Origin of the sequence: Rugosimonospora acidiphila (assembly GCF_039543385.1) — a bacterium.
In the GTDB taxonomy this organism is placed as follows: Bacteria; Actinomycetota; Actinomycetes; order Mycobacteriales; family Micromonosporaceae; genus Rugosimonospora; species Rugosimonospora acidiphila.
Genome location: NZ_BAABJQ010000013.1, coordinates 76820 through 95997, shown reverse-complemented (window position 1 = coordinate 95997; position 19178 = coordinate 76820). Strand labels below are relative to the sequence as shown.

19 protein-coding genes are annotated in these 19178 nt (G+C 70.2%); 7 read left to right on the top strand and 12 right to left on the bottom strand.

The window, feature by feature from the left end:
- Nucleotides 1–30: 30 nt before the first annotated feature.
- Genes ABEA87_RS21970 through ABEA87_RS21955 form a run of 4 tightly spaced genes read right to left on the bottom strand, consistent with a single transcriptional unit; the run spans nucleotide 31 to nucleotide 4042 of the window.
- The gene (locus ABEA87_RS21970; protein WP_345632339.1) at nucleotides 31–795 is read right to left on the bottom strand and encodes an enoyl-CoA hydratase/isomerase family protein; all 765 of its coding nucleotides are present in this window, start codon (nucleotides 793–795) and stop codon (nucleotides 31–33) included.
- On the bottom strand, nucleotides 779–2116 hold the full coding sequence (locus ABEA87_RS21965) for an extracellular solute-binding protein (protein WP_345632337.1): 1338 nt from the start codon (nucleotides 2114–2116) through the stop codon (nucleotides 779–781). Before ABEA87_RS21965 ends, ABEA87_RS21970 begins: the two co-directional genes overlap by 17 nt.
- Nucleotides 2113–3300, bottom strand: a complete 1188-nt coding sequence (locus tag ABEA87_RS21960; RefSeq protein ID WP_345632335.1) for a CaiB/BaiF CoA transferase family protein — start codon at nucleotides 3298–3300, stop codon at nucleotides 2113–2115. Before ABEA87_RS21960 ends, ABEA87_RS21965 begins: the two co-directional genes overlap by 4 nt.
- Nucleotides 3287–4042 (bottom strand): FadR/GntR family transcriptional regulator, encoded by a 756-nt coding sequence (locus ABEA87_RS21955; protein WP_345632333.1) that lies wholly within the window; start codon nucleotides 4040–4042, stop codon nucleotides 3287–3289. Before ABEA87_RS21955 ends, ABEA87_RS21960 begins: the two co-directional genes overlap by 14 nt.
- Nucleotides 4043–4183: 141 nt before the next feature.
- On the opposite strand from ABEA87_RS21955, the gene ABEA87_RS21950 reads away from it, so the two are divergent.
- The 6 genes from ABEA87_RS21950 (at nucleotide 4184) to ABEA87_RS21925 (ending at nucleotide 9182) form a co-directional block, all read left to right on the top strand.
- A complete protein-coding gene (locus tag ABEA87_RS21950) occupies nucleotides 4184–4948 on the top strand; it encodes an SDR family NAD(P)-dependent oxidoreductase (RefSeq protein WP_345632331.1) in 765 nt (254 codons plus the stop codon).
- Nucleotides 4949–5616: 668 nt separating this feature from the next.
- A complete protein-coding gene (locus tag ABEA87_RS21945) occupies nucleotides 5617–6528 on the top strand; it encodes a 2-dehydropantoate 2-reductase (protein WP_345632329.1) in 912 nt (303 codons plus the stop codon).
- Between the two features lie 112 nt (nucleotides 6529–6640).
- Nucleotides 6641–7213, top strand: a complete 573-nt coding sequence (locus tag ABEA87_RS21940; RefSeq protein WP_345632327.1) for a GNAT family N-acetyltransferase — start codon at nucleotides 6641–6643, stop codon at nucleotides 7211–7213.
- A 164-nt stretch (nucleotides 7214–7377) separates the two neighbouring features.
- Nucleotides 7378–7767 (top strand): DUF6176 family protein, encoded by a 390-nt coding sequence (locus ABEA87_RS21935; protein WP_345632325.1) that lies wholly within the window; start codon nucleotides 7378–7380, stop codon nucleotides 7765–7767.
- A gap of 163 nt (nucleotides 7768–7930) precedes the next feature.
- Nucleotides 7931–9007, top strand: coding sequence for a DUF222 domain-containing protein (locus ABEA87_RS21930; RefSeq protein WP_345632323.1), 1077 nt, complete (start codon nucleotides 7931–7933; stop codon nucleotides 9005–9007).
- Nucleotides 8919–9182: an HNH endonuclease signature motif containing protein gene (locus tag ABEA87_RS21925; RefSeq protein ID WP_345632321.1), complete on the top strand. Its 264-nt coding sequence runs from the start codon at nucleotides 8919–8921 to the stop codon at nucleotides 9180–9182. Before ABEA87_RS21930 ends, ABEA87_RS21925 begins: the two co-directional genes overlap by 89 nt.
- Before the next feature lie 71 nt (nucleotides 9183–9253).
- Here ABEA87_RS21925 and ABEA87_RS21920 read toward each other — a convergent pair whose 3' ends face one another.
- From ABEA87_RS21920 to ABEA87_RS21900, 5 genes are all read right to left on the bottom strand, one after another.
- Nucleotides 9254–10228, bottom strand: a complete 975-nt coding sequence (locus ABEA87_RS21920) for a serine hydrolase domain-containing protein (RefSeq protein ID WP_345632319.1) — start codon at nucleotides 10226–10228, stop codon at nucleotides 9254–9256.
- Between the two features lie 330 nt (nucleotides 10229–10558).
- Nucleotides 10559–12577: a glycoside hydrolase family 35 protein gene (locus ABEA87_RS21915; RefSeq protein ID WP_345632317.1), complete on the bottom strand. Its 2019-nt coding sequence runs from the start codon at nucleotides 12575–12577 to the stop codon at nucleotides 10559–10561.
- A 170-nt stretch (nucleotides 12578–12747) separates the two neighbouring features.
- Nucleotides 12748–14100, bottom strand: a complete 1353-nt coding sequence (locus ABEA87_RS21910; RefSeq protein WP_345632315.1) for an ABC transporter substrate-binding protein — start codon at nucleotides 14098–14100, stop codon at nucleotides 12748–12750.
- 109 nt (nucleotides 14101–14209) lie between these two features.
- Nucleotides 14210–15019 carry a carbohydrate ABC transporter permease gene (locus ABEA87_RS21905; protein WP_425570935.1) on the bottom strand — a complete coding sequence of 270 codons (810 nt, stop codon included), beginning with the start codon at nucleotides 15017–15019 and terminating at the stop codon, nucleotides 14210–14212.
- Nucleotides 15020–15141: 122 nt separating this feature from the next.
- Nucleotides 15142–16044: a carbohydrate ABC transporter permease gene (locus tag ABEA87_RS21900; RefSeq protein WP_345632311.1), complete on the bottom strand. Its 903-nt coding sequence runs from the start codon at nucleotides 16042–16044 to the stop codon at nucleotides 15142–15144.
- Nucleotides 16045–16192: 148 nt separating this feature from the next.
- Here ABEA87_RS21900 and ABEA87_RS21895 point away from each other — a divergent pair, with 148 nt between their 5' ends.
- Entirely contained in the window at nucleotides 16193–17278 is a 1086-nt protein-coding gene (locus ABEA87_RS21895) for a LacI family DNA-binding transcriptional regulator (protein WP_345632309.1), read from the top strand.
- A 20-nt stretch (nucleotides 17279–17298) separates the two neighbouring features.
- Here ABEA87_RS21895 and ABEA87_RS21890 read toward each other — a convergent pair whose 3' ends face one another.
- From ABEA87_RS21890 to ureG, 3 genes are read right to left on the bottom strand one after another with little or no spacing between them, the layout of a single operon-like run.
- Entirely contained in the window at nucleotides 17299–17613 is a 315-nt protein-coding gene (locus ABEA87_RS21890; RefSeq protein WP_345632307.1) for a GNAT family N-acetyltransferase, read from the bottom strand.
- Nucleotides 17604–18533, bottom strand: a complete 930-nt coding sequence (locus ABEA87_RS21885; protein WP_345632305.1) for an urease accessory protein UreD — start codon at nucleotides 18531–18533, stop codon at nucleotides 17604–17606. Before ABEA87_RS21885 ends, ABEA87_RS21890 begins: the two co-directional genes overlap by 10 nt.
- Nucleotides 18530–19171 (bottom strand): urease accessory protein UreG, encoded by a 642-nt coding sequence (ureG, locus tag ABEA87_RS21880; RefSeq protein ID WP_345632303.1) that lies wholly within the window; start codon nucleotides 19169–19171, stop codon nucleotides 18530–18532. The genes ABEA87_RS21885 and ureG overlap by 4 nt, the downstream gene beginning before the upstream one ends.
- Between the last annotated feature and the right edge of the window lie 7 nt (nucleotides 19172–19178).

Below are 19178 nucleotides of genomic sequence, written 5' to 3'. Positions count from 1 at the left end.
GGTCCATGGCGGGCTCAGTCCATGGTGGACTCAGTGGCCGGTGAATCGGGGCGGCCGCTTTTCGGCGAAGGCGCGGCGCCCCTCGGCGGCGTCCCGGGTGCCCATGCAGATGGCCTGCATTTCCCGCTCGTACTGGATAGCGGCCTCCAGGCCCATGCTGCGCGCGGCGAGCAGGTTCGCCTTGGCCGCCTGGGCGGCGATCGGCGGGCGGCCGGCGATGGTGACGGCCAGCGCGCGGGCCGCGTCCGTCAACTCGGCCGGCTCGTACAGCCGGCTGACCAGTCCGACCCGGTGCGCCTCGGCCGCCGGCACCGGGTCACCGGTCAGCAGCATGAGCGCCGCGTCGCTGGCCGGCAGGCTCGCCGACAGCAACGCCGACACGCCACCGCCACCGATCCAGCCGAGCTTGATTTCCGCGGCGGCGAACGAGGAGGTGGTGCTGGCCAGCCGGATGTCGCATGACAGCGCCAACTCCAGGCCGCCGCCGTACGCGTAGCCGTTGACCGCCGCGATGACCGGCTTTCCCACGGCCCGCAGCGCGTCGCAGTAGTCGCGCCGGTTGCGGAAGCTCCACGGGTCCGGGTACGCGTCGACCTCCCCGATGTCGCTGCCGACGCAGAACGATCTTGTGCCGGCCCCGGTGAGCACGGCCACCCGAATGGCGTCGTCGTCGGCCAGCCGCCGCACGATCTCCATCAGCCGGGCGGACATGGCGGTGGTGACCGCGTTGAGCTTTTCCGGCCGGTCGAGCGTGATCACAGCTACCCCGTCCTCGACCTCAAACCGCACGCTCACGCGCCCGCCTCGCTTCGCTTGAGATGAGAGTACCGGTCAGGGCGCGGTAGTGGTCGTTGATGGCGGCCACCGTCCGGGCGGCGTCGGCGCCGGCGGTGACCGCCTCGCGGACCAGCTCGGACGCCTTGTCCTGCAACGAAATCCAGCCGTTGATCCGGGGTCGCAGGTGGGCCGCCTCCAGGCTGCGCCGGGTGCTCGAGTAGTAGCCGCCCCACGCCGCGTCGACCTCCGGACGGTCCCAGGCGGCCGTGGTCGCGGGCTGGCCGCCGCTGTCGGGCACCAGCCCGGCCTGCACGGCCGGGTCGAGGTAGCCGGACAGCCACGCGCGTACCTCGTCCGGATCGGCGCCGGAGCGGGCCGACACGGCCAGACCGGTGCCGCCGAGCACGCCGCCGGGCCGATCGGTGCCGAAGGTCGGCGCGTCGGCCCAGCGCAGCGCGTGCGCCCCGGGCACCGGACGGGCGTAGCTGGCGTACCCGTAGGCCAGCGGGCACAGCGCGACCTCACCACCGGCCATGGCCTCATGCACCTGGATCGGGTTGCCCAGCCCGTACCGCCGGTCGGAACGCGCCCACACCGCGCGCAACGTCTCGATGGCCGCCACGGCCACGGCCGGCGCCAGCAGGTGCTCTTCGGCACCGCCGGGCGCCGATTGCGGTCCGGCGCCGGCGGGCGTCGATTGCGGCACGGCGCCACCCGGCGTCGATTGCGGCCCAGCGCCACCCGGCGTCGATTGCGGCCCGGCGCCGGCAGGCGCCCACGATCGCGGCCCAGCGCCGCCGGGCGTCGGTCGCGGCCCGGCGCCGCCGGCCGACGCGCACATGCCCAGCAGGCCCAGCAGCGCGTGCGGCCCGCCCAGGCACAGGGTCACCGGCACCCGGCCGGCCAGCTCGACCACCTCCGGCCACGAGCGCGGCGGGCGCGGCACCAGATCCGGGCGCAGCACCATCACCTGGGTCGCCGCGTCGACCGGCACCGCCCAGGCCTCGCCGTCCAGCTCGTAGCTGCGCCAGGTAGCGGCGACGCTGGCCGCCCGCCAGCCGGCAACGGTCGCCGCGTCGGCCACCTCGGCCAGTGGCCGCAACGCACCGGCGGCCAGCGCGGCACCCAGCCCCGGATGGTCGACAATCAACAGGTCGTACCGGCGGGCCAGCTCGGCGATGGGATGCGCCTCGAAGTCCTCCAGGGACTGGCGGTCCCAGCGCACCGCCGGCCCCCGGCCCAGCCGGGCGTAGGCCGCCAGCGGCCGGTAGGCGCGCGGGTGGTCCCAGGTCAGCCCGGTGAGGCCGGGACCGGGGGCGGGTTCGCTGTGCCCGCTCATGACAGCCGCACCACCCCGGCCGCCGCCAGCGACGCGGCCCGGTCGGCCGGGATGCCCAACTCGGTGAGGATCTCGGCGGTGTGCTGCCCGGTGGTCGGCGCCGGGCGGGCCACCGCCGGCGGCGTGGCGCTCATCCGGAACGCGAAACCCGGGGTGGTCACGGTGCCCTCGGTCGGGTGATCGTAGGTGACGAACGATCCGTTGTGCCGCACCTGCGGGTCCTTCAGCAACTCGTCGTAGGAGTACACCGGACCCACCCACACCCCTCGCGCGCCGAGCGTTGCCAGCCAGTGGTCGGTGGTGCGCGCGCGCAGGCCGCGGGCGACCAGGCGGGAGATGTCGTCCCGGTGCGTGAAGCCGTCACGCTCGGCGTCCCACTGCGCCAGCTCCGGCTCGTCCAGCAGTTCGGCGAGTACGGTCAGGTCGGCGAAGGCGAGCGACGCGTACCCGTCGGCGGTCGGGTAGATGCCGTACGGCGCGCGGATGTACGTGTGCGCGTGGATCTCGTGGCCACGATGCTGCGGGATCCCGCCGACGGTACGCACGCTCAACTCCTGCATCTGCATGGCGATGAGCGAATCGAGCATGTTCACCTCGACGAGCTGCCCCTCGCCCGTGCGCTCGCGATGCAGCAGCGCGGCGAGCACCCCCTCGAAGGCGGAGTACGCGGTGACGGCGTCGGCCAGGAAGTACGGGCCGGCCTGCGGGGTCTGCTCGGCGATGCCGGAGCTGTACACGGCACCACACATGGCCTGGAGCAACAGGTCCTGGCCGGGCCGGTTGGCGTACGGGCCGGTTTCGCCGTAGCCGGAAATGGAGGCGTACACGATGTCCGGCTTGATGGCGCTGATGGTCGGGTAGTCCACTCCGAGCCGCTCCGCGACGCCGGGCCGGTAGTTCTGCAGGAGCACGTCGGCGGTGCGGACCAGGTCGCGCAGCAACTGCGCGCCGTCGGCCGATTTCAGGTCCACGGCGAGGCTGCGCTTGTTGCGGTTGAGCGAGAGGAACGAGGCGTTGACCTCGTTGCCGCGCGCTCCGCCGGCGGCGGTGTGCCGCTGCCACTCGCCGCCGACCGGCTCGACCTTCACCACGTCGGCGCCCAGGTCGCCGAGGCGCATCGAGGCCAGCGGTCCGGCCATCGCGATCGACACGTCCAGTACGCGGTATCCGTCAAGCACGGGCATGGGCATCTCCTCTGGGACGGCTGCGCAGATCCCGGCGGATATCGTGTTGCGCGCCGGTGACCAGTACGCGCATCAACTCGGCCGCCTCGTCAACGCGGCGGCCGACAATCGCGTCCAGCACAGCGCGGTGCCCGGCGAGGGTCCGCTTGTTGCGCCGGACATTGCGGGTGTGCACCTGGCGGGCCGCGGCGAAGGCCGCGGACATCAGGGCACTGAGCTGTTCCAACAACTGATTGCCGCCGGTGTGCACGATGGCGGCGTGGAAGGCCAGATCGTGGCCGATGAACTCGTCCGGGTCGTCGATGGTCTGCTCCATCAACAGGTACTCCCGCTGGATGGCGGCGATGCCGCCGCGGTCGGTCGCCCCGGCGGCCAGCCGGGCCGCCTCGGGCTCGAAGGCCACCCGGACACCGCCGAGGTCCTCCAGTTGCTTGTCGCTGGGGTCGTTCTGGTAGCGCCAGGCCAGCACGTCCGGGTCGAGCAGGTGCCAGCACGATTCGGGCTGCACCACGGTGCCCACCTTGGTCCGTGCCTTGACCAGACCCTTGGCGGTCAACACCTTGACCGCCTCCCGGATCGCCGAACGCCCGGATCCGAGCTGGTCGACCAGGGCCGTCTCGGTGGGCAGCGCATCGCCGATGGGGTAGCGCCCGTCGATGACACGCCGGCCCAGCTCGTGCACCAGCCGGCCGTGCACACCATCCCGGCGGTAGTTGCGATCCGGTGCCGGGGTCGTGGTCACGTCGAGCAGCGTAGCCACAGCCCTCGGTGCAACACAAGCGTTCATCTGATGAACGAGTTCATTCGTCACACAAATGGTTGACCGGCTCGCGGCGGCGCGGCTAGCATCCGTAGTCCAGTGATGATCTTCGAGGGAGTCGGCATGTCGTCGCCACGGTTCGCGTCACAGGTAGCTCTGATCACCGGTGCGGCGTCCGGCATCGGCCTGGCCACCGCGCACCGGCTGCACGCCGAGGGCGCACACGTCGTGCTCGTGGACCGCTCGCGCGAACCGCTCGTGGCGGCCGTCGCCGAACTCGGCGAGCGGGCCGAGGCCGCACCGGGCGACGTCGCCGACGCCGACGCGATGGCCGCGATCGTCACCGACGCCGCCGCGCGGCTCGGGCGGCTGGATGTGGTGGTCGCGGCGGCCGGTGTGGACCAGTGCGACACCGTGGTGGGCACGACGCTTTCGCAGTGGCGCACCATCATGGACGTCGACCTCGACGGGGTGTTCCACGTGTGCCGCGCCGCGATCCCGGTCCTCGTCCGCCAGGGCTCGGGAGCGATAGTGACGATCTCCTCGGCCATCGGTACCGTCGGCGAACGCAACCGCAGCGCCTACTGCGCCGCGAAGTCGGGCGTGGAAAACCTGACCCGGGCGATGGCGCTGGACCACGGGCGGGACGGTGTGCGCGCCAACTGTGTCGCGCCCGGGCTCATCGACACCCCGCTGATCCGCAACGGCAAGGTGGGCGGCGGCACCAACCCGGCCGCGATGCAGGCGATGGTCGACGCCCACCATGCCATTCCGCGCATCGGGCAGCCCGAGGAGGTGGCCGCCGCCATCGCGTTCCTCGCCAGCCGCGACGCCAGCTTCATCACCGGCGCGGTGCTCCCGGTGGACGCCGGCTGGACCGCCGCCTGACCCTCGCCGCCGCGTCGCCTAATCCTCAGCGCCGTGGCGCCTGACCCACGGCGGCGCGCGGGCTGACCCAGGGCACCGTGGCGCCTGACCCACGGCACCGTGGCGCCTGACCCGCGCCACCTGGCCCGCGCCGCAGTGCAGTCTGACCCTCAGCGGCGCGCGATCTGATCCGCGGCGCCGCGAGCTGTCGTCTCGTTCCGCGATCGGACGCGCGACGATCGGCGGTCCGATCGCGCGCTGGCTCGGCCTCGACACGGCTCCCACCCGGATGCTCGGCCAGCCCGGATGCTCGGCCAGCCCGGATGCTCGGCCAGCCGCATCCGGGCCGTCTCGGTTTCTTGGCCGTGGAGGACGAGCAGCCGTTGGTTTCCACCTGAAACGTCGCGTAGAAGGCGATCGTTCGGCACCACGACCGTCGCGATCGGCCAGGTGTTTTGTGTCCGCGCGGCGACGAATCCAGGAACAAACAACCAACCCTCACGGTCGGGTGGTGGCCTGGGGCGTCACGGCCTCCCGACCGCTGGGGTGGGCGCGTTCACGCAGGCCAGAGTGCATACGTTCGGTCACGTGACGTCTTGCACTGCCCTGAACCTGGTGCGCCGGGGCTCCGTTCTCCTTTCTGTCTGTCGCCCGGCTCAACGGTCGTCAACCACTCGATAGGAGTTGTCATGCCTAAGCGAATCGCCGTGATCGGTGCCGGATCGGTTGGTGTTGTGCTCGCCGTCGCGGCGTATGAACGCGGTCACGATGTGGTGTTGTGTGCCCGCCGCCACCCGGAGCATCCAACGGTCAGGCTCGAACGCGGTGACGAAATTCATGACCTACCGATCCCGATCATCAGCGAACCGTCGGCGGCGAGGGAGGTCGACTGGGCGCTGCTGGCCACCAAGGCACACCAGACCGCGGGCGCCGCCGTGTGGTTTCGCGCGCTCATGGGATGGGGTACGACGCTGACCGTGGTACAGAACGGACTCAACCACCTGGACCGCGTCGCACCCTACGTACTCGAATCCGCGGGCGTACTGCCCGCCCTCGCCTATGTCGCCGCCGAGACGGTGTCGCCGGGCCGCGTGCGGCAGACCTTCGACGAGGGGCTGGTGGTGCCGGCCGGCCCGTTGGGCGAGGGCCTGGCCGACCTGCTCGACGGTAGCTTCCTCCCCGTGCGCCGCACGGCCGACTTCGTCACCGAGTCCTGGCGGAAGCTGCTGCTGAACCTCGCGCTGAATCCGGTCACCGCGATGACCGGGCGGCCCGTCGGCATGCTGCGCGGCGCTGGCGTACGACCGCTCATCGAGGCACTGATCAACGAGGCGGCCAACGTCGGTCGGGCCGCGGGCGCGAACCTGTCCCCCGCCGACGTCGACGGCTGCCTCGCCCTGATCGACTCGCTGCCCGCGGACTACGGCACATCCATGCTCTCTGACCGGAGGGCGGGACGGGAGATGGAGACTGAGGCGATCGTCGGCGAGGTCGTACGCGCGGCGGACAAGGTCGGCATGCCCGCGCCGCGCAGCCACACGCTCCTCGTCCTGCTGCGGGCGCTGGAGCGGCCCGCACCGGTGCTCGCCCCGGCCGCCTGAGCCGCGCCGCCGCGGGGTAGGCCCGGCGCGGCCATTCGTCTGCCTCATTGAGTTACGGGCATCGGTAGGGAAACTGGATGCGGCGGCAGGGCGGGCGGGCTACCGTCCGGGCGTGGCCCACACCTATTGGCTGCGCGGGAGCTGGGCCGGCCGCGCCCGCGTCAGCGCGGATTCGTGGCGGCTGTACTTCGCCGTACTCGTTGACAGCGAACCGGTCGGCATGCAGGACCTCATCGGCAGAAACTTCACGTGGTTCGGCACGGTGTCCAGCTTCTCGTGGCTGGCCCCCGGCAGCCGCGGACGGGGGCTCGGCAAGGAAATGCGGGCGGCGATCCTGCAACTGGCCTTCGCCGGGCTGGACGCAGGCGAAGCCGGCAGCGACACCTTTGTCGACAACGAAGCGTCCAACCGCGTCTGCCGTGGCCTGGGCTACGAACCGAACGGCACGGACTGGGACACCCGCCGCGGCGAGCCCGCGCGGATCCAGCAGTGGCGGCTGACTCGGGACGCGTGGGAACGGGTCCGCCGGGATGACATCGAGCTGACCGGCGTCGAGGAGTGCCTGCCCGTACTGGGCATCGGCCAGCGCAGCGCGACCATCGGGCCCGGCCGGACCCACCGCAGGTTGATAGCCGCCGGTCTCGTAGTTCTGCCGGTAGCAGACCACCCGCGTGGTTGCGGCTGATCCCGGTGAAGGCAGAATCTGCGAGGACCGCACGGACTCTCTTGATGACATAATCAGCGGTCTGGGCGGTCGCCCACGTCCGGGTCAAGAGGCCACGCCGGAGCCGGCTGCTGTGCGGAGTCGCAACGTTCCTGGCGCTGGTCGAGAGTCATCGCGGAGGTAAAATGTTGGAGCAGCCATCCTCTATCCCGCTTGGGCTGCGGGTGGAGCTGAGTCGGGCTCGCGTGCAGTCAGGAAAGAGCGACCTCACCGACGAATGGATGGCGATGCTCAACGAGCGCGTCGATGAATGTGTCGCCACCTTGGACCGGGAGAAAATGGCTCTGGAACTCGTGTTCCGGCGTGCCGAAGACGACGGCGAATGGATCTACTGGGTCAGTATCTACGGGCCGGGCGGAGCGGGGCTCGACGAGAGCGTGCCGATCGACCGCGATCACGTCGCCTACGGACGCCAGTGCAAGACGCCGGGGTGGGACGAGGCCACACCCCAGTTCTTCCTCGCGCCCGAGTCCGTGCGCAACGCCATCGTCTCGTGGGCGACCAGCAATCGCTGATCTCACGACGATCACCTGCCCACCCAGGTCGTAACGTGCCCCCGCTCGGCCACGCGCTCTATCCGGCAAGACCTCAGCCGGGTTCGTTCATCATTCACGCATCTGGCCAGTGACCCGGATCGCTAGGCCCGAGAGTGTCAGACCTCATCAATAGTGTTGGTTCGTGGACGGGGATCCGTTGATCGAGCTGGAGCACGCGGTGCGGTCGCTCGCGCACGCGTCGGTCTGGGCCCAGTCCCCGCAGACGTTGATTGACCGTCTGGATCAGGCGTATGCGTTGGCGTCGCGGTTGGACGCCGTGCGACTGGGCCTGATCCGGGAGATCGATGGGCGGGACCTTGCCCGGCGGCAGGGTGCCACGACGACGACCGCGTGGTTACGCGACCGATACCGGTTGTCCGGGGGTACGGCGGCGCGTCAGGTGAAACTCGCCGCCGCGTTGCACGGCCAGTTGCCGAAGACAGCGGAGGCGATGGCCGCCGGCACGGTCAATCTTGAGCAGGCGCAGGTGATCGCGGCCGCTGTCCCGACTTTGCCGGGGCACGTTCGGGCCGAGGGGGAAGCGTTCCTGGTCGGGCAGTGTGCGGTGTTCGGGCCCAGGGAGTTGGGTCGGCTGACCAGCCGACTGCTGGACGTGGTCGCCCCCGAGGTCGCCGAGAGGCAGGCCGCGCAACAGTTGGCCCGGGACGAGGACCGTGCCCACGCCGACCGGTGCCTGTACCTGACCGACGTGCCCGGCCAGGCGAAGGTGCGGCTGACCGGATGGCTGGACCAGGAATCCGCCGCCGTGGTCCGGGCCGCGATCGACCCGTTGTGCGCACCCCGACCGGCCGATGAGGCGGGGCTACGCGGCCCGCAGCAGCGACGCGCCGACGCCCTGGTGGAGGTATGCCGACTCGCCCTGGCCGGCGGGGACCTGCCCGACAACGGTGGGGACCGACCGCAGGTAACCGTCACCGTCGACCTGGACACCCTACGCAGGCAGATCGGCGCCGCCACCCTGGACGACGGCACCGTCCTCAGCCCCGCCGCCGCCCGCCGCCTGGCCTGCGATGCCCGGGATCGTGCCCGCCGTGCTGGGCAGCACGGGTCAGGTCCTCGACCTCGGCCGGGAACGGCGCCTGTTCACCGGCCCGACCCGCCGCGCCCTGGTGCTCCGCGACCGAGGCTGCGCGTTTCCCGGCTGCGATCGCCCACCCAGATGGTGCGACGGGCACCACCTCATCAGCTGGCTGGATGACGGGCCCACCAGCCTCGACAACGGGGTGCTGCTGTGCGCACACCACCACCGGGTGATCCACCAGGGCGACTGGCAGGTCAAAATCGCCCCCGACGGGCTACCCGAGTTCATCCCACCCCGATACCTCGACCCCGACCAACAACCCCGCCGCAACATCTACCACCGCAGGCAATGACACCCACGAGCGCAACCATTCACCGCGAGCGCGGGCCGGCCGAGCGCCGATCCGCCAATGTCGGGCAAAGCTCAGGCGGCGAAGTCGTTGACTGCCTCGGCGATGTCGTCCCCGGTCACGGGTTGCTGGAGGTCGCTGAGTAGTCGCGCCAAGCCGGGCAGGGCGCTGTCGGTGTTGGTGAGCGCCACGCTGACGTAGTCCCGGTCCGGGATCAGGACCAGGGCGGCCCGGTAGCCGGGTAGGCGTCCGTTGAGATACATCTGGCCTGACGGTCCCAGAGCCCACCCGAGACCGTAGGCCATGGGGTCATCAAACCGGGTTCGCGGATGGCGGGTCTCATTCAGGAGGGCCCGGTCGGCGAGCAGGCGCTCGCCGGTGGCCAGGAGTTCCCGCACTGACGACCATAGGCCCCCGCTGGGCCGACGGGTGCGCGGATAGTCGAGCGGTGGAAGTTCGGTCTCGCCGTTCCGTCCCGTGACGGACGCCGGTGGCGTCTCGAATCCCGTCGTCACCAGGCCCCAGTGATCGAGGAGGTTGGCCTTCAGCGCGCGCTCGTACGTCGTGCCGCTCAAGGTCGCGAGGATCGAGCCAGCCAGAAAGTAGTTGCCGTTGTAGTAGGACCACCGCTTGCCGGGCTCCCGCTCATTCCCGGCGCGGACCACGAGCCGGGCAGCCTCCAGGAGCGCGCCGTCCCCGTCGCCCAGGGCCGCCGCTGTCGCCGCGTCCACCGATTCGCGCAGACCCGAGACCTGCCCCAGAACCTGCTCGACGGTCAGGCTCGCGTCGGCCCGCCAGTCTGGCGTGAGGCCGGGAAGCAGTTCGACGGCGGGTGTACTCAATGGGACGCCCTTGTCCCGCAGCGCCCGGACCAGCGCCGCGGAGGTGAAGACCTTCGTGAGCGAGGCGATCCGAAAGCACGAGTCCGCCGTCACCGCGACCGGCCCATGGACGGCGGTTGTGCGTACTCCCGCCGTCGACGACCCCGCCACCACGGCCGTGCCATCGCCGAGGCTCGCCTGCTCGTCGAGCAGCCCCTGAAGATTCACAGTGTGAATGGTATTGACGGCCCTGTGGCCGCGACACGACGGGCCGACCGCGACCCAACGGGCCGACCGCGACCCAACGGGCCAGCCACGACGCGTCCGGCCGGCCATGACGGCCGCAACACCACGTCCGTAACACGGTCGCGACGCGACGGCCGCGACGCAACGTCCGCAACACGGCCGCGACGCGACGGGCCTACGGCGCCCCCCGCGTGGCCGCCACCGGAACACGGCCGCGACGCAACGTCCGCAACACGGCCGCGACGCGACAGCCGCGACGCGATGGGGCCTACGGCGCCCCGCGTGGCCGCCACCGGCACGGGGCGCCGCCCGTCACGCGGCGGTGGGCCCCAGGTCCGCCGCGGGCACGAAGCGCGCCGGCGCGACGACGTCGGCGTCCAGTTCCAGCACGATCAGCTCGTTGCCGCTCTCACGCAGCACCGGCCCCGGCACGTACAGGGTGTGTTGTGGTCCCCGGTTCCAGTACCGGCCGAGGCAGAAGCCGTTGACCCAGGCGATCCCCTTGCCCCAGGCACGGGTGTCGAGGAAGAGGTCTCCGGGCTCGGCCAGGTCGAAGACCGCCGCGGCGAATATCGGCCGAGCCGGTAGGGCCGCACCCGGAGGGCCTGCCGCCTCCCATGGTGAACCCACCGCATGCCGTGGCCGATCCGCCGCCAGGCTGTCCCGGACCGGCGTCAGGTCGGTCAGCTGCACCGGCAGCGTGTGCCAGCCGCGCAGCGGACGCCCATCGGCGCGCGTCTCGCCGATCAGCCCCTTCGGCTCGCCCAGCCGGGGGCCGTAGTCGACCCGGCCCTGATCCTCCACGAGCAGCTCCAGCGTCCCCCGCGCGGGCGCGGGCAGCGGCAGCGACGCGTCATGGCGGGCACGCTCCAGCACGCCCACGGGGCGCCGGCCCAGGAACACCTGGGCCCGGTCTCGCACCTCGTCCAGCTCCAGCGTGACCGGGCCGTCGAGGTCCAGCTCCGTGCGGTACAGCGTGAAGCCGTCGTAATGGCCCAGTTCGTCGGCGGTCGGTGGCGCCTCGTGCTCCGTCCAGTCGCCCAGGCGCTCGATCACGTCCCACAGGGAGACGGCCCGGTCGAACTCGGCGGTGAACGCCGGTGCCGGCCGGGCGGCGTCGGGCAGGTCGGTGTCGACCGGCGCGTACCGACCGATGACCTCCCGGAACGCCCAGTATTTCGCGGTGGGGTTCCCGGCCTCGTCCAGTGGGGCGTCGTAGTCGTAGCTGGTGATGATCGGCTCGTACGTGCCCTTGTCGTTGGCGCCGTTGGTGAGGCCGAAGTTGGTGCCACCGTGGAACATGTAGATGTTGACGGAGGCGCCCTGCGCGAAGATGTCCTCGAGTTCCTTGGCGGCGTCGGCGGCGGAGGTGACGTGGTGCCCGCCGCCCCAGTCGTCGAACCAGCCGTCCCAGAACTCCGAGCACATCAGCGGCCCGGTGGGCTGGTGACGGCGCAGGGTCGCCAGCCGTTCGCTGGCCCGGGAGCCGAACGACGCGGTCTTGTGCAGCTCCGGGAGACTGCCGTTGGCGAGCATGTCGTCGGTCGGTTGGTCCACTGTGGTCAGTGGGACGGTAATGCCGACCGACCGGTAGAGGTCCACCAGCTTGCGCAGGTACGCCTTGTCGGATCCGTAGGCGCCGTACTCGTTCTCGACCTGCACCAGGATGACCGGCCCGCCGCGGTCGGCCTGGCGGGGCACGATGACCGGCGCGAGCCGGATGAGGTAGTCGGTGACCGCGGCGAGGTAGGTCGGCTCGTCCCGCCGGATCCCGGCGGTGGTCTTGGCCAGCAGCCAGGCCGGCAGGCCGCCGTTGCTCCACTCGGCGCAGATGTAGGGGCCGGGCCGGACGATGGCACGCATGCCGTGCTCCGCCACCAGATCCAGGAAACGACCCAGATCCAGGCCGCCGGAGGTGTCGAACTGGTCCTCCTCGCGGGCGTGGGCGTTCCAGGCCACGTAGGTCTCGATGGTGTTCAGGCCCATCTGGCGGGCCTTGCGAATCCGGTCGGCCCACTGGTCGGGGTGGATCCGGAAGTAGTGCATGGCGCCGGAGATGATGCGAAACGGCTCGCCGCGCAGCAGGAAGTCGTGCTCGCCGATGGCGAAGCCGTCCGGTCCGCCGCCGGGCGCGGGCTCAGCACCGGGCGCCGACTCAGCACCAGGCGCGGGCTCAGCACCAGGCGCGGACTCAGCACCGGGCTTGGACTCAGCACCAGGCTTGGACTCAGCGCCGGGGAACGGCCGGCCGCCGTTGCCCGGCCCGGCGGCGTCGCTGCCGAGCGCCGTCGCGGTGGCGCTGTGCGCGCCCGGAGTCCGGGCTGCGGTCATCGTCGTCTCCTAGCTGGGATGGATCCGGCGGGTGACCGGCCGAAGGGTATCGGCCGGTCACCCCCGGGAAACCACTCGCGGGGTAAACCGCGAACGGTCGGGTGGTGCCGAACTACGGTATTGCCGAAGAACTACGGTATTGCCGAAGAACTACGGTGTTGCCGCGAACCTTAGTTGCTGGTCACCTTGAAGCCCTGCTGGTTGCCATACTGGGCCGAACTGGTCTGCCACGCCTTGAGCGCGGCGTCGAGGTCGGACTTGTTGGCGTACGCCTGGCCGGCGGTGTCGGCGAAGATGCTGTTCGCGTACACCTGGAACGGCAGGTAGCTCCAGCCGGGGATGACCGACTTCGCGGCGTCCGACAGCACCTGGTTGATCTTCTGACCACCGAAGTAGGCCGGGGCGTCGTTGAGGAACGACGCGGAGTTCAGCACCGAGTTGACCGACGGGAAGCCACCCTCGTTGGCGAAGATGCTGGCACCCGCGCCCTGGTTCATGTACTGCAGGAAGCCCGCGGCGGCCAGAGCGTTCTTGCTCTGCTTCAACACGGCGTCTGCGGAGCCGCCGTTCTCGGCGGTGGCCGGCGCGCCACCGGACTGCCAGGTCGGCATCGGGGCGACCCGCCAGTCACCGGAGCCCGCGGCCACACCTGACTCCAGGTCGCCGGGCATCCACGCGCCGGTGACCAGGCTGGCGATGCTCCCGTTGGCCAGCCCCTGGTACCACTGGTCCGACCAGCTCGAGATCGGCGAGAGCAGCCCGCCCTGGATCAGCTGGTTCCAGGCGGCGGTGAACTTCTTCGAACCGGCGTCCTGCAGGTTGATGCTGACGTTCTGGGTGCCGCTGACCTTGTAGGGCTGGCCGCCGGCGTCCCAGATCATGCTGGTGACGAAGCCGGGGTCGCCGGTGTCGTTGGTGAGGTACTCCTTGGGGTCGGCGGCGTGCAGCTTCTTGGCGTCCGCCACGTACTCGTCCCAGGTGGTCGGCACGGTCAGCCCATACTTGTCGAAGATGGACTTGTTGTAGAACAGCGCCATCGGGCCGGTGTCCTGCGGTAGCGCCACGAGCTGGCCGTTGATGTCGACCGAGCCCCAGACCGCACCCGAGTAGTCACTCTTGAGGCTGTCCATGCCCAGGTTGCTCAGGTTGGCCAGCGAACCGCCCAGCGCGAACTGCGGCAGGGCGTAGTACTCGATCTGGGCGACGTCCGGCGCGCCGGACCCGGCCTTGATGGCGTTCTGCAGCTTGGTGTATTCGTCGGTGCCGGTGCCGGCGTTGACCAGGTTCACCTTGACCTTCGGGTACTGCTTCTCGAACGCGGCGACGATGTCCTTGGTCTGCGGCGCCCAGGCCCACACCGTGATGGTGGAGCTCTTCTGCAGCGCGGCGGCGATGTCGCTCGCGTTACCGGTCGCGCCGCCGGAGCTGCTCGACGAGCCGCCGGAGGAGCATGCGGCCAGCGTGGCGGCCAACGCCACGCCCGCAGCGGCGAGCGCGGTGGTGCGCTTCGGCAGGGTCCGCATGCGATGGGGTGTTTTCATCACGTGCCTTTCGCGTTCGGTTATCCCGTGGGACGGTGCCACCCGGGTTGCGGGTGGACGCGGGGGTGTTGGTTCTTTTGGACTTATAGCCTTATTGTTTGACGCTTCCGGCGGTCAGGCCGGAGCGCCAGTAGCGCTGCATGAACACGAAGGCGATCACGATCGGGACCACGGTCAGCAGCGATCCGGTGATGACGAGGTTGTAGATGGCCTGGCCGCCGACCGTGTGCGACTGGGCATTCCACTGGTTGAGCCCGACGGTCAGCGGGTACAGCGATGGCTGGCTCAGCATGACCAGCGGCAGGAAGTAGTTGTTCCAGGTGGCCACGACCGTGAACAGCAGCACCGTCACCACGCCCGGGGACAGCAGGCGCAGCGAGACGGTGAAGAAGGTGCGCAGTTCCCCCGCCCCGTCCATCCGGGAGGCCTCGAGCAGCTCCTTGGGTATCGCGTCCTGCGCGTACACCCAGATGAGATAGAGGCCGAACGGACTGACCAGCGACGGGATGATGACCGCCCATGGCGTGTTGGTCAGGCCGAGCTTGCTGAACAGCAGGAAGGTGGGCACCGCCAGGGCCGTGCCGGGAACCGCCACCGCGCCGAGTACCACGGCGAACACGCCGCGCTTGCCCGGGAAGTCGTACTTGGCCAGGCCGTACCCGGCCAGTGTCGCGAGCAGCGTCGCACCGCCGGCCCCGACCACCACGTAGAGCAGGGTGTTGCCCAGCCAGCGCACGAAGATGCCGTGGTTGTAGGTGAACGTGTCGCGGATGTTGTCCCACAAGGCGAAGTGCCCGCCGAACCACAGGCCGAAGGTGCTGAACAGGTCGCCCTGGGTCTTGGTGGAGTTGACGAACAGCCAGAACAGCGGCAGCAGCGCGTAGATGAGCATGAGGCTCATCAACACGGTGAGGGTCACGGACTTGCGCGAGCGCCCGTGGCCGGCGATGCGCGAGGATGTCCGCGCCAGCCGAGGTGCGTGACGCTTGGCCGATGCCGGCGCCTGCTCGGTGATGGCCACGGCTACGCCTCCTTCCTCGTGCCCCACAGCTGCACGGCGTAGGCGATGATCACGGTGAGGATGCCCATGATGATCGCGATGGTGGCGGAGTAGTTGTATTCCTGACCGGCGAAGGACAGGTTGTAGGCGTACATGTTCGGCGTGAAGTACGTGGCGATCGTGTTGGGCGACAACGGCTTGAGGATGTTCGGCTCGTTGAAGAGCTGGAAGCTGCCGATGATCGAGAAGATGGTCGCGATCAGGATCGCCGGGCGCAGCGACGGAAGCTTGATGGACCGGATGACCCGGAACGCCCCGGCGCCGTCCGTCTCCGCCGACTCGTAGAGGTCGTTGGGGATGGTACGCAGCGCGGAGTAGAAGATCAGCATGTTGTACCCGACGAACTCCCAGGTCACGATGTTGCCGATCGCGGTCAGCACCAGGCCCTTGGAGAACGGATCGGGCAGGTGGGTGCCCAGCGCGTTGTTGATGCTGGCGACCAGGCCGAACTGGTTGCCGTACATGAAGCCCCACATCAGCGACGCGACCACCGCCGGGACCGCGTAGGGCAGGAAGATGGACAGCCGGTACAGCGGCGCCCAATGCAGCCGGGCGCTGTCCAGCGCCAGCGCGGCGGCCAGCGCCAGGATCAGCATGATCGGCACCTGCACCACCAGGAACAGCGCGACCCGGCCGAGCGACGCCCAGAACTTCGCGTCCTCGATGGCCTGGTGGTAGTTGGACAGGCCGACGAAGGAGTTGCCGCCGATGAGCTGGGTGCGGAACAGGCTGAGGTATATCGCGTACCCCACGGGCACGACGAGGGCGAACGCGAAGACCACCATGAACGGGGCGATGAACCCCCAGCCGGTCCAGCGCCTGCGATGCTGTCGCGATCGTCGGGACGAACCCGGCAACGCATCCATGGACACTGACATATGTGACTCTTCCTATGGTCCCAGCGATGTTCACGTAAACATGAGCGTGCGGCGATGCTAGCATGTTTGCGTAAACAGGGGCACTACCAAAAATCCCCGGATTTTTTCCACCAGGTCATCGGAGCAACGACAGAGCATGGCAACCGCCGCAGAGCTTCCCCGCAGGGCAGCCCGACCGTCGATGGCCGACGTTGCACGCCACGCAGGCGTCTCGTCACAGACGGTATCGCGCGTATCCAACGGCCACCGCAACGTCGACGCCACCACCCGACAGAAGGTGGTCGAGTCGATGCGGACGCTCGGCTACCGGCCCAATGGGGCCGCACGGGCGCTCAAAAGCGGGCATTTCAATACCATCGGCGTCATCATGTTCACGCTGGAGACCTTCGGCAACATCCGAACCCTGGACGCCATCGCACAGGAGGCGGCGAAGGCCAACTATGCGGTGACGCTCATCCCGCTGCCCGGCCGAACATCACGCAGAGTATCGGGCGCTTACAATCGGTTAAGTGAGGCGGCCGTCGACGGCGTCGTCATCATCTTCGAGGCGCATCTGCTCGACGACGCCGAATTCGCCCTACCGCCGGGCATTCCGGTCGTCGTCATCGACTCGAACGCGGGGTCCGGCTACCCGGTCGTGGACACCGACCAGGCGCTGGGCGCCCGGCAGGCCACCGAGCACCTGCTCGCGCTCGGCCACCGGAAGGTGTGGCACATCGCCGGCCCGCGTACGTCGTTCTCGGCGAGCCACCGGGTGGAGTCCTGGCAGCGTACGCTGCGTGACGGTGGCGTCACTCCGCCGCGGGTGCTCTACGGCGACTGGTCGACGGAGTCCGGGTACCGGCACGGGCTGACCCTGGGCCGCCGCGAGGACGTCACGGCCATCTTCGCGGCCAACGACCAGATGGCGCTGGGCGCGATGCGCGCCCTGCACGAACTCGGGCGCGACATCCCCGGTGACGTCAGCGTGGTCGGCTTCGACGACATGGAGGAGGCGCATTCCTTCTGGCCGCCGCTGACCACCGTGCGACAGGACTTCGCCGAGGTCGGCCGGCTCAGCATCAAGAAGCTGCTGGCCCGGGTGACCGGCGCCGGCCCCGATGGCAACGACCGGACCATCGTTCCGACCGAACTCATCGTGCGCGGCAGTACGGGCCCCGGCCCGGCGGCCGTACCGGTGCCGCCCGCTCACGCGCCCAGGCCCCGGCGCCGCACCGACTGACGCCCGGGCACCACGAAGCGCTACGCCGGCGGGCCCGGGCGCAGGTCGCGTTCGTAGGCGATCTCGACGACCGGTACGCCCTCGATGTCGTCGTCGCGCCGCAGACCGTCCACCCGTCGCCAGCCACGGCTGCGGTAGAAGTGTTGGGCTGGCTCGTTGCCATCGAGCACCCACAGCCGCGCGCGCCGGTGACCCCACGATTCCAGTTCTGCGGTCGCGGCGTGGAGCAGGCAGCAGCCCGGCCAAGCGGCGTGGGTGATGCTGCGGGTGATGTCGGGCCGGGTCGACCGGTTGATCTCCGCGCGGCCGTCCTCCTGAATCCTGTTCAGCGCCAACCGAAGGCCGGTGGGAGCGGCCGGCCCACCGTCTCGGCGCGTGCCACCGCACAGAACTCGCGTACCCGCGCCCGGACCGGCTCGGTCTCCATGCCGAGCACCCGGTACATCAGCCCGGCGTCGCCCGGCAGCCGGCACGCACCGGCCGCCAGCCGGGCGTCGCCGTCCCAGGTGGACGGAGTCCGCTCCCAGACCCGCATCGCGCGCTCGGGCGAGGCCAGCAGCAGGACGCTGCCGAGCACGTGGAAGTCGCCGAACACGCCGCACCGGTCGGGCGGGAACCGCGCGGGCTCCACGACGAACTTCTCCACGAACAGGTCGGGCCCGCCCGGCCGGGCCACCCGCAGGGTCGAGGAGAACAGGTCGTACGCGAAGATCTCCCCGCCCCGGTGGTGCTTGCGGCCGGGCAGCAGGATCTCCGCGTACAGCACCGTGGCCGAGGGCGGCGCCACCACCTCGGTGTGCGTGATGAAGCGGCTGTGCCGGTACGGGATCACCGGCTCCGGCAGGTACTCCAGGTAGGCGTCCTCGGCAAGCACGATGCGCTGGTGCTGGGCGGCGTAGTTGGCGTCCATCTCCTGGATTTTGTTGGCCGCCTGGGTGGTGAGATGGGCGTGGGCGCCCGCGCCCAGCGACACCTCGATCCGGTGCCGGTCGCCTTGCAGCGTCCCGCCCGAGGTGGAAATGATGAACACGCAGGCCATCTCCGGCATGGCGGCGTCCCAGTAGAGCGCCTGCTGCACCAGCAGCGGAGCCTGCCGGAACAGGTCGGCCAGCACGGTGCGACCACCCCGGCGCTCGAAGCCGAGCCGGAGCACGCCGACCTTGCCCGGCGCCGCGCTGGGCAGCTGGGCCGGCTCGTCGTGGTACGGCGCCAACTCGGGCGCGTCGCGATGGGGCGCCGGGTCCAGCTGGGTCACGCGAGCAACTCCCCCGGCCGTACCAGATCGAACAGCGCGTCGCGCCGCACCAGCGCGACCAGTTCGTCGACGCCCGCACCGGTCTTGCAGTTGGTGAAGACGAACGGTTTCCCGTCGCGCATCCGGGCCGCGTCGCGCGCCATGACGTCCAGGTCGGCCTCGACATACGGTGCGAGGTCGGTCTTGTTGATGACCAGGACGTCCGACCGGGAAATGCCCGGGCCGTTCTTGCGCGGGATCTTGTCTCCGGCGGCGACGTCGATGACGTAGATGAAGTAGTCGACCAGCGCCGGGCTGAAGGTGAGGGTGAGGTTGTCCCCGCCGCTCTCGATGAGCACCACGTCGCTGTCCGGGAAGCGCGCCTCCATGTCCTCCACGGCGGCCAGGTTCATGCTCGGGTCCTCCCGGACCGCGGTGTGCGGGCAGGCGCCGGTCTCCACCCCGACGATCCGCTCCGCCACCAGCACCCCGGTCAGGGCCCGCCGCACGTGCCCGGCGTCCTCGGTGGTGACCACGTCGTTGGTCACCACCAGTACCCGCAGCCCGCCGTCGACCAGCCTGGGCACCACCGACTCGATGAGGGCCGTCTTGCCGCTGCCCACCGGGCCACCGACCCCGATCCGGCTGATTGTCTTCACCGTTCAC

Coding starts and splice junctions, on each gene's coding strand:
- ABEA87_RS21965 (WP_345632337.1), bottom strand. CDS start 2,116: ATGAGCGGGCACAGCGAACCCGCCCCCGGTCCCGGCCTCACCGGGCTG.
- ABEA87_RS21960 (WP_345632335.1), bottom strand. CDS start 3,300: ATGCCCGTGCTTGACGGATACCGCGTACTGGACGTGTCGATCGCGATG.
- ABEA87_RS21950 (WP_345632331.1), top strand. CDS start 4,184: ATGTCGTCGCCACGGTTCGCGTCACAGGTAGCTCTGATCACCGGTGCG.
- ABEA87_RS21945 (WP_345632329.1), top strand. CDS start 5,617: ATGCCTAAGCGAATCGCCGTGATCGGTGCCGGATCGGTTGGTGTTGTG.
- ABEA87_RS21935 (WP_345632325.1), top strand. CDS start 7,378: ATGTTGGAGCAGCCATCCTCTATCCCGCTTGGGCTGCGGGTGGAGCTG.
- ABEA87_RS21915 (WP_345632317.1), bottom strand. CDS start 12,577: ATGACCGCAGCCCGGACTCCGGGCGCGCACAGCGCCACCGCGACGGCG.
- ABEA87_RS21910 (WP_345632315.1), bottom strand. CDS start 14,100: ATGCGGACCCTGCCGAAGCGCACCACCGCGCTCGCCGCTGCGGGCGTG.
- ABEA87_RS21905 (WP_425570935.1), bottom strand. CDS start 15,019: ATGAGCCTCATGCTCATCTACGCGCTGCTGCCGCTGTTCTGGCTGTTC.
- ABEA87_RS21900 (WP_345632311.1), bottom strand. CDS start 16,044: ATGGATGCGTTGCCGGGTTCGTCCCGACGATCGCGACAGCATCGCAGG.
- ABEA87_RS21895 (WP_345632309.1), top strand. CDS start 16,193: ATGGCAACCGCCGCAGAGCTTCCCCGCAGGGCAGCCCGACCGTCGATG.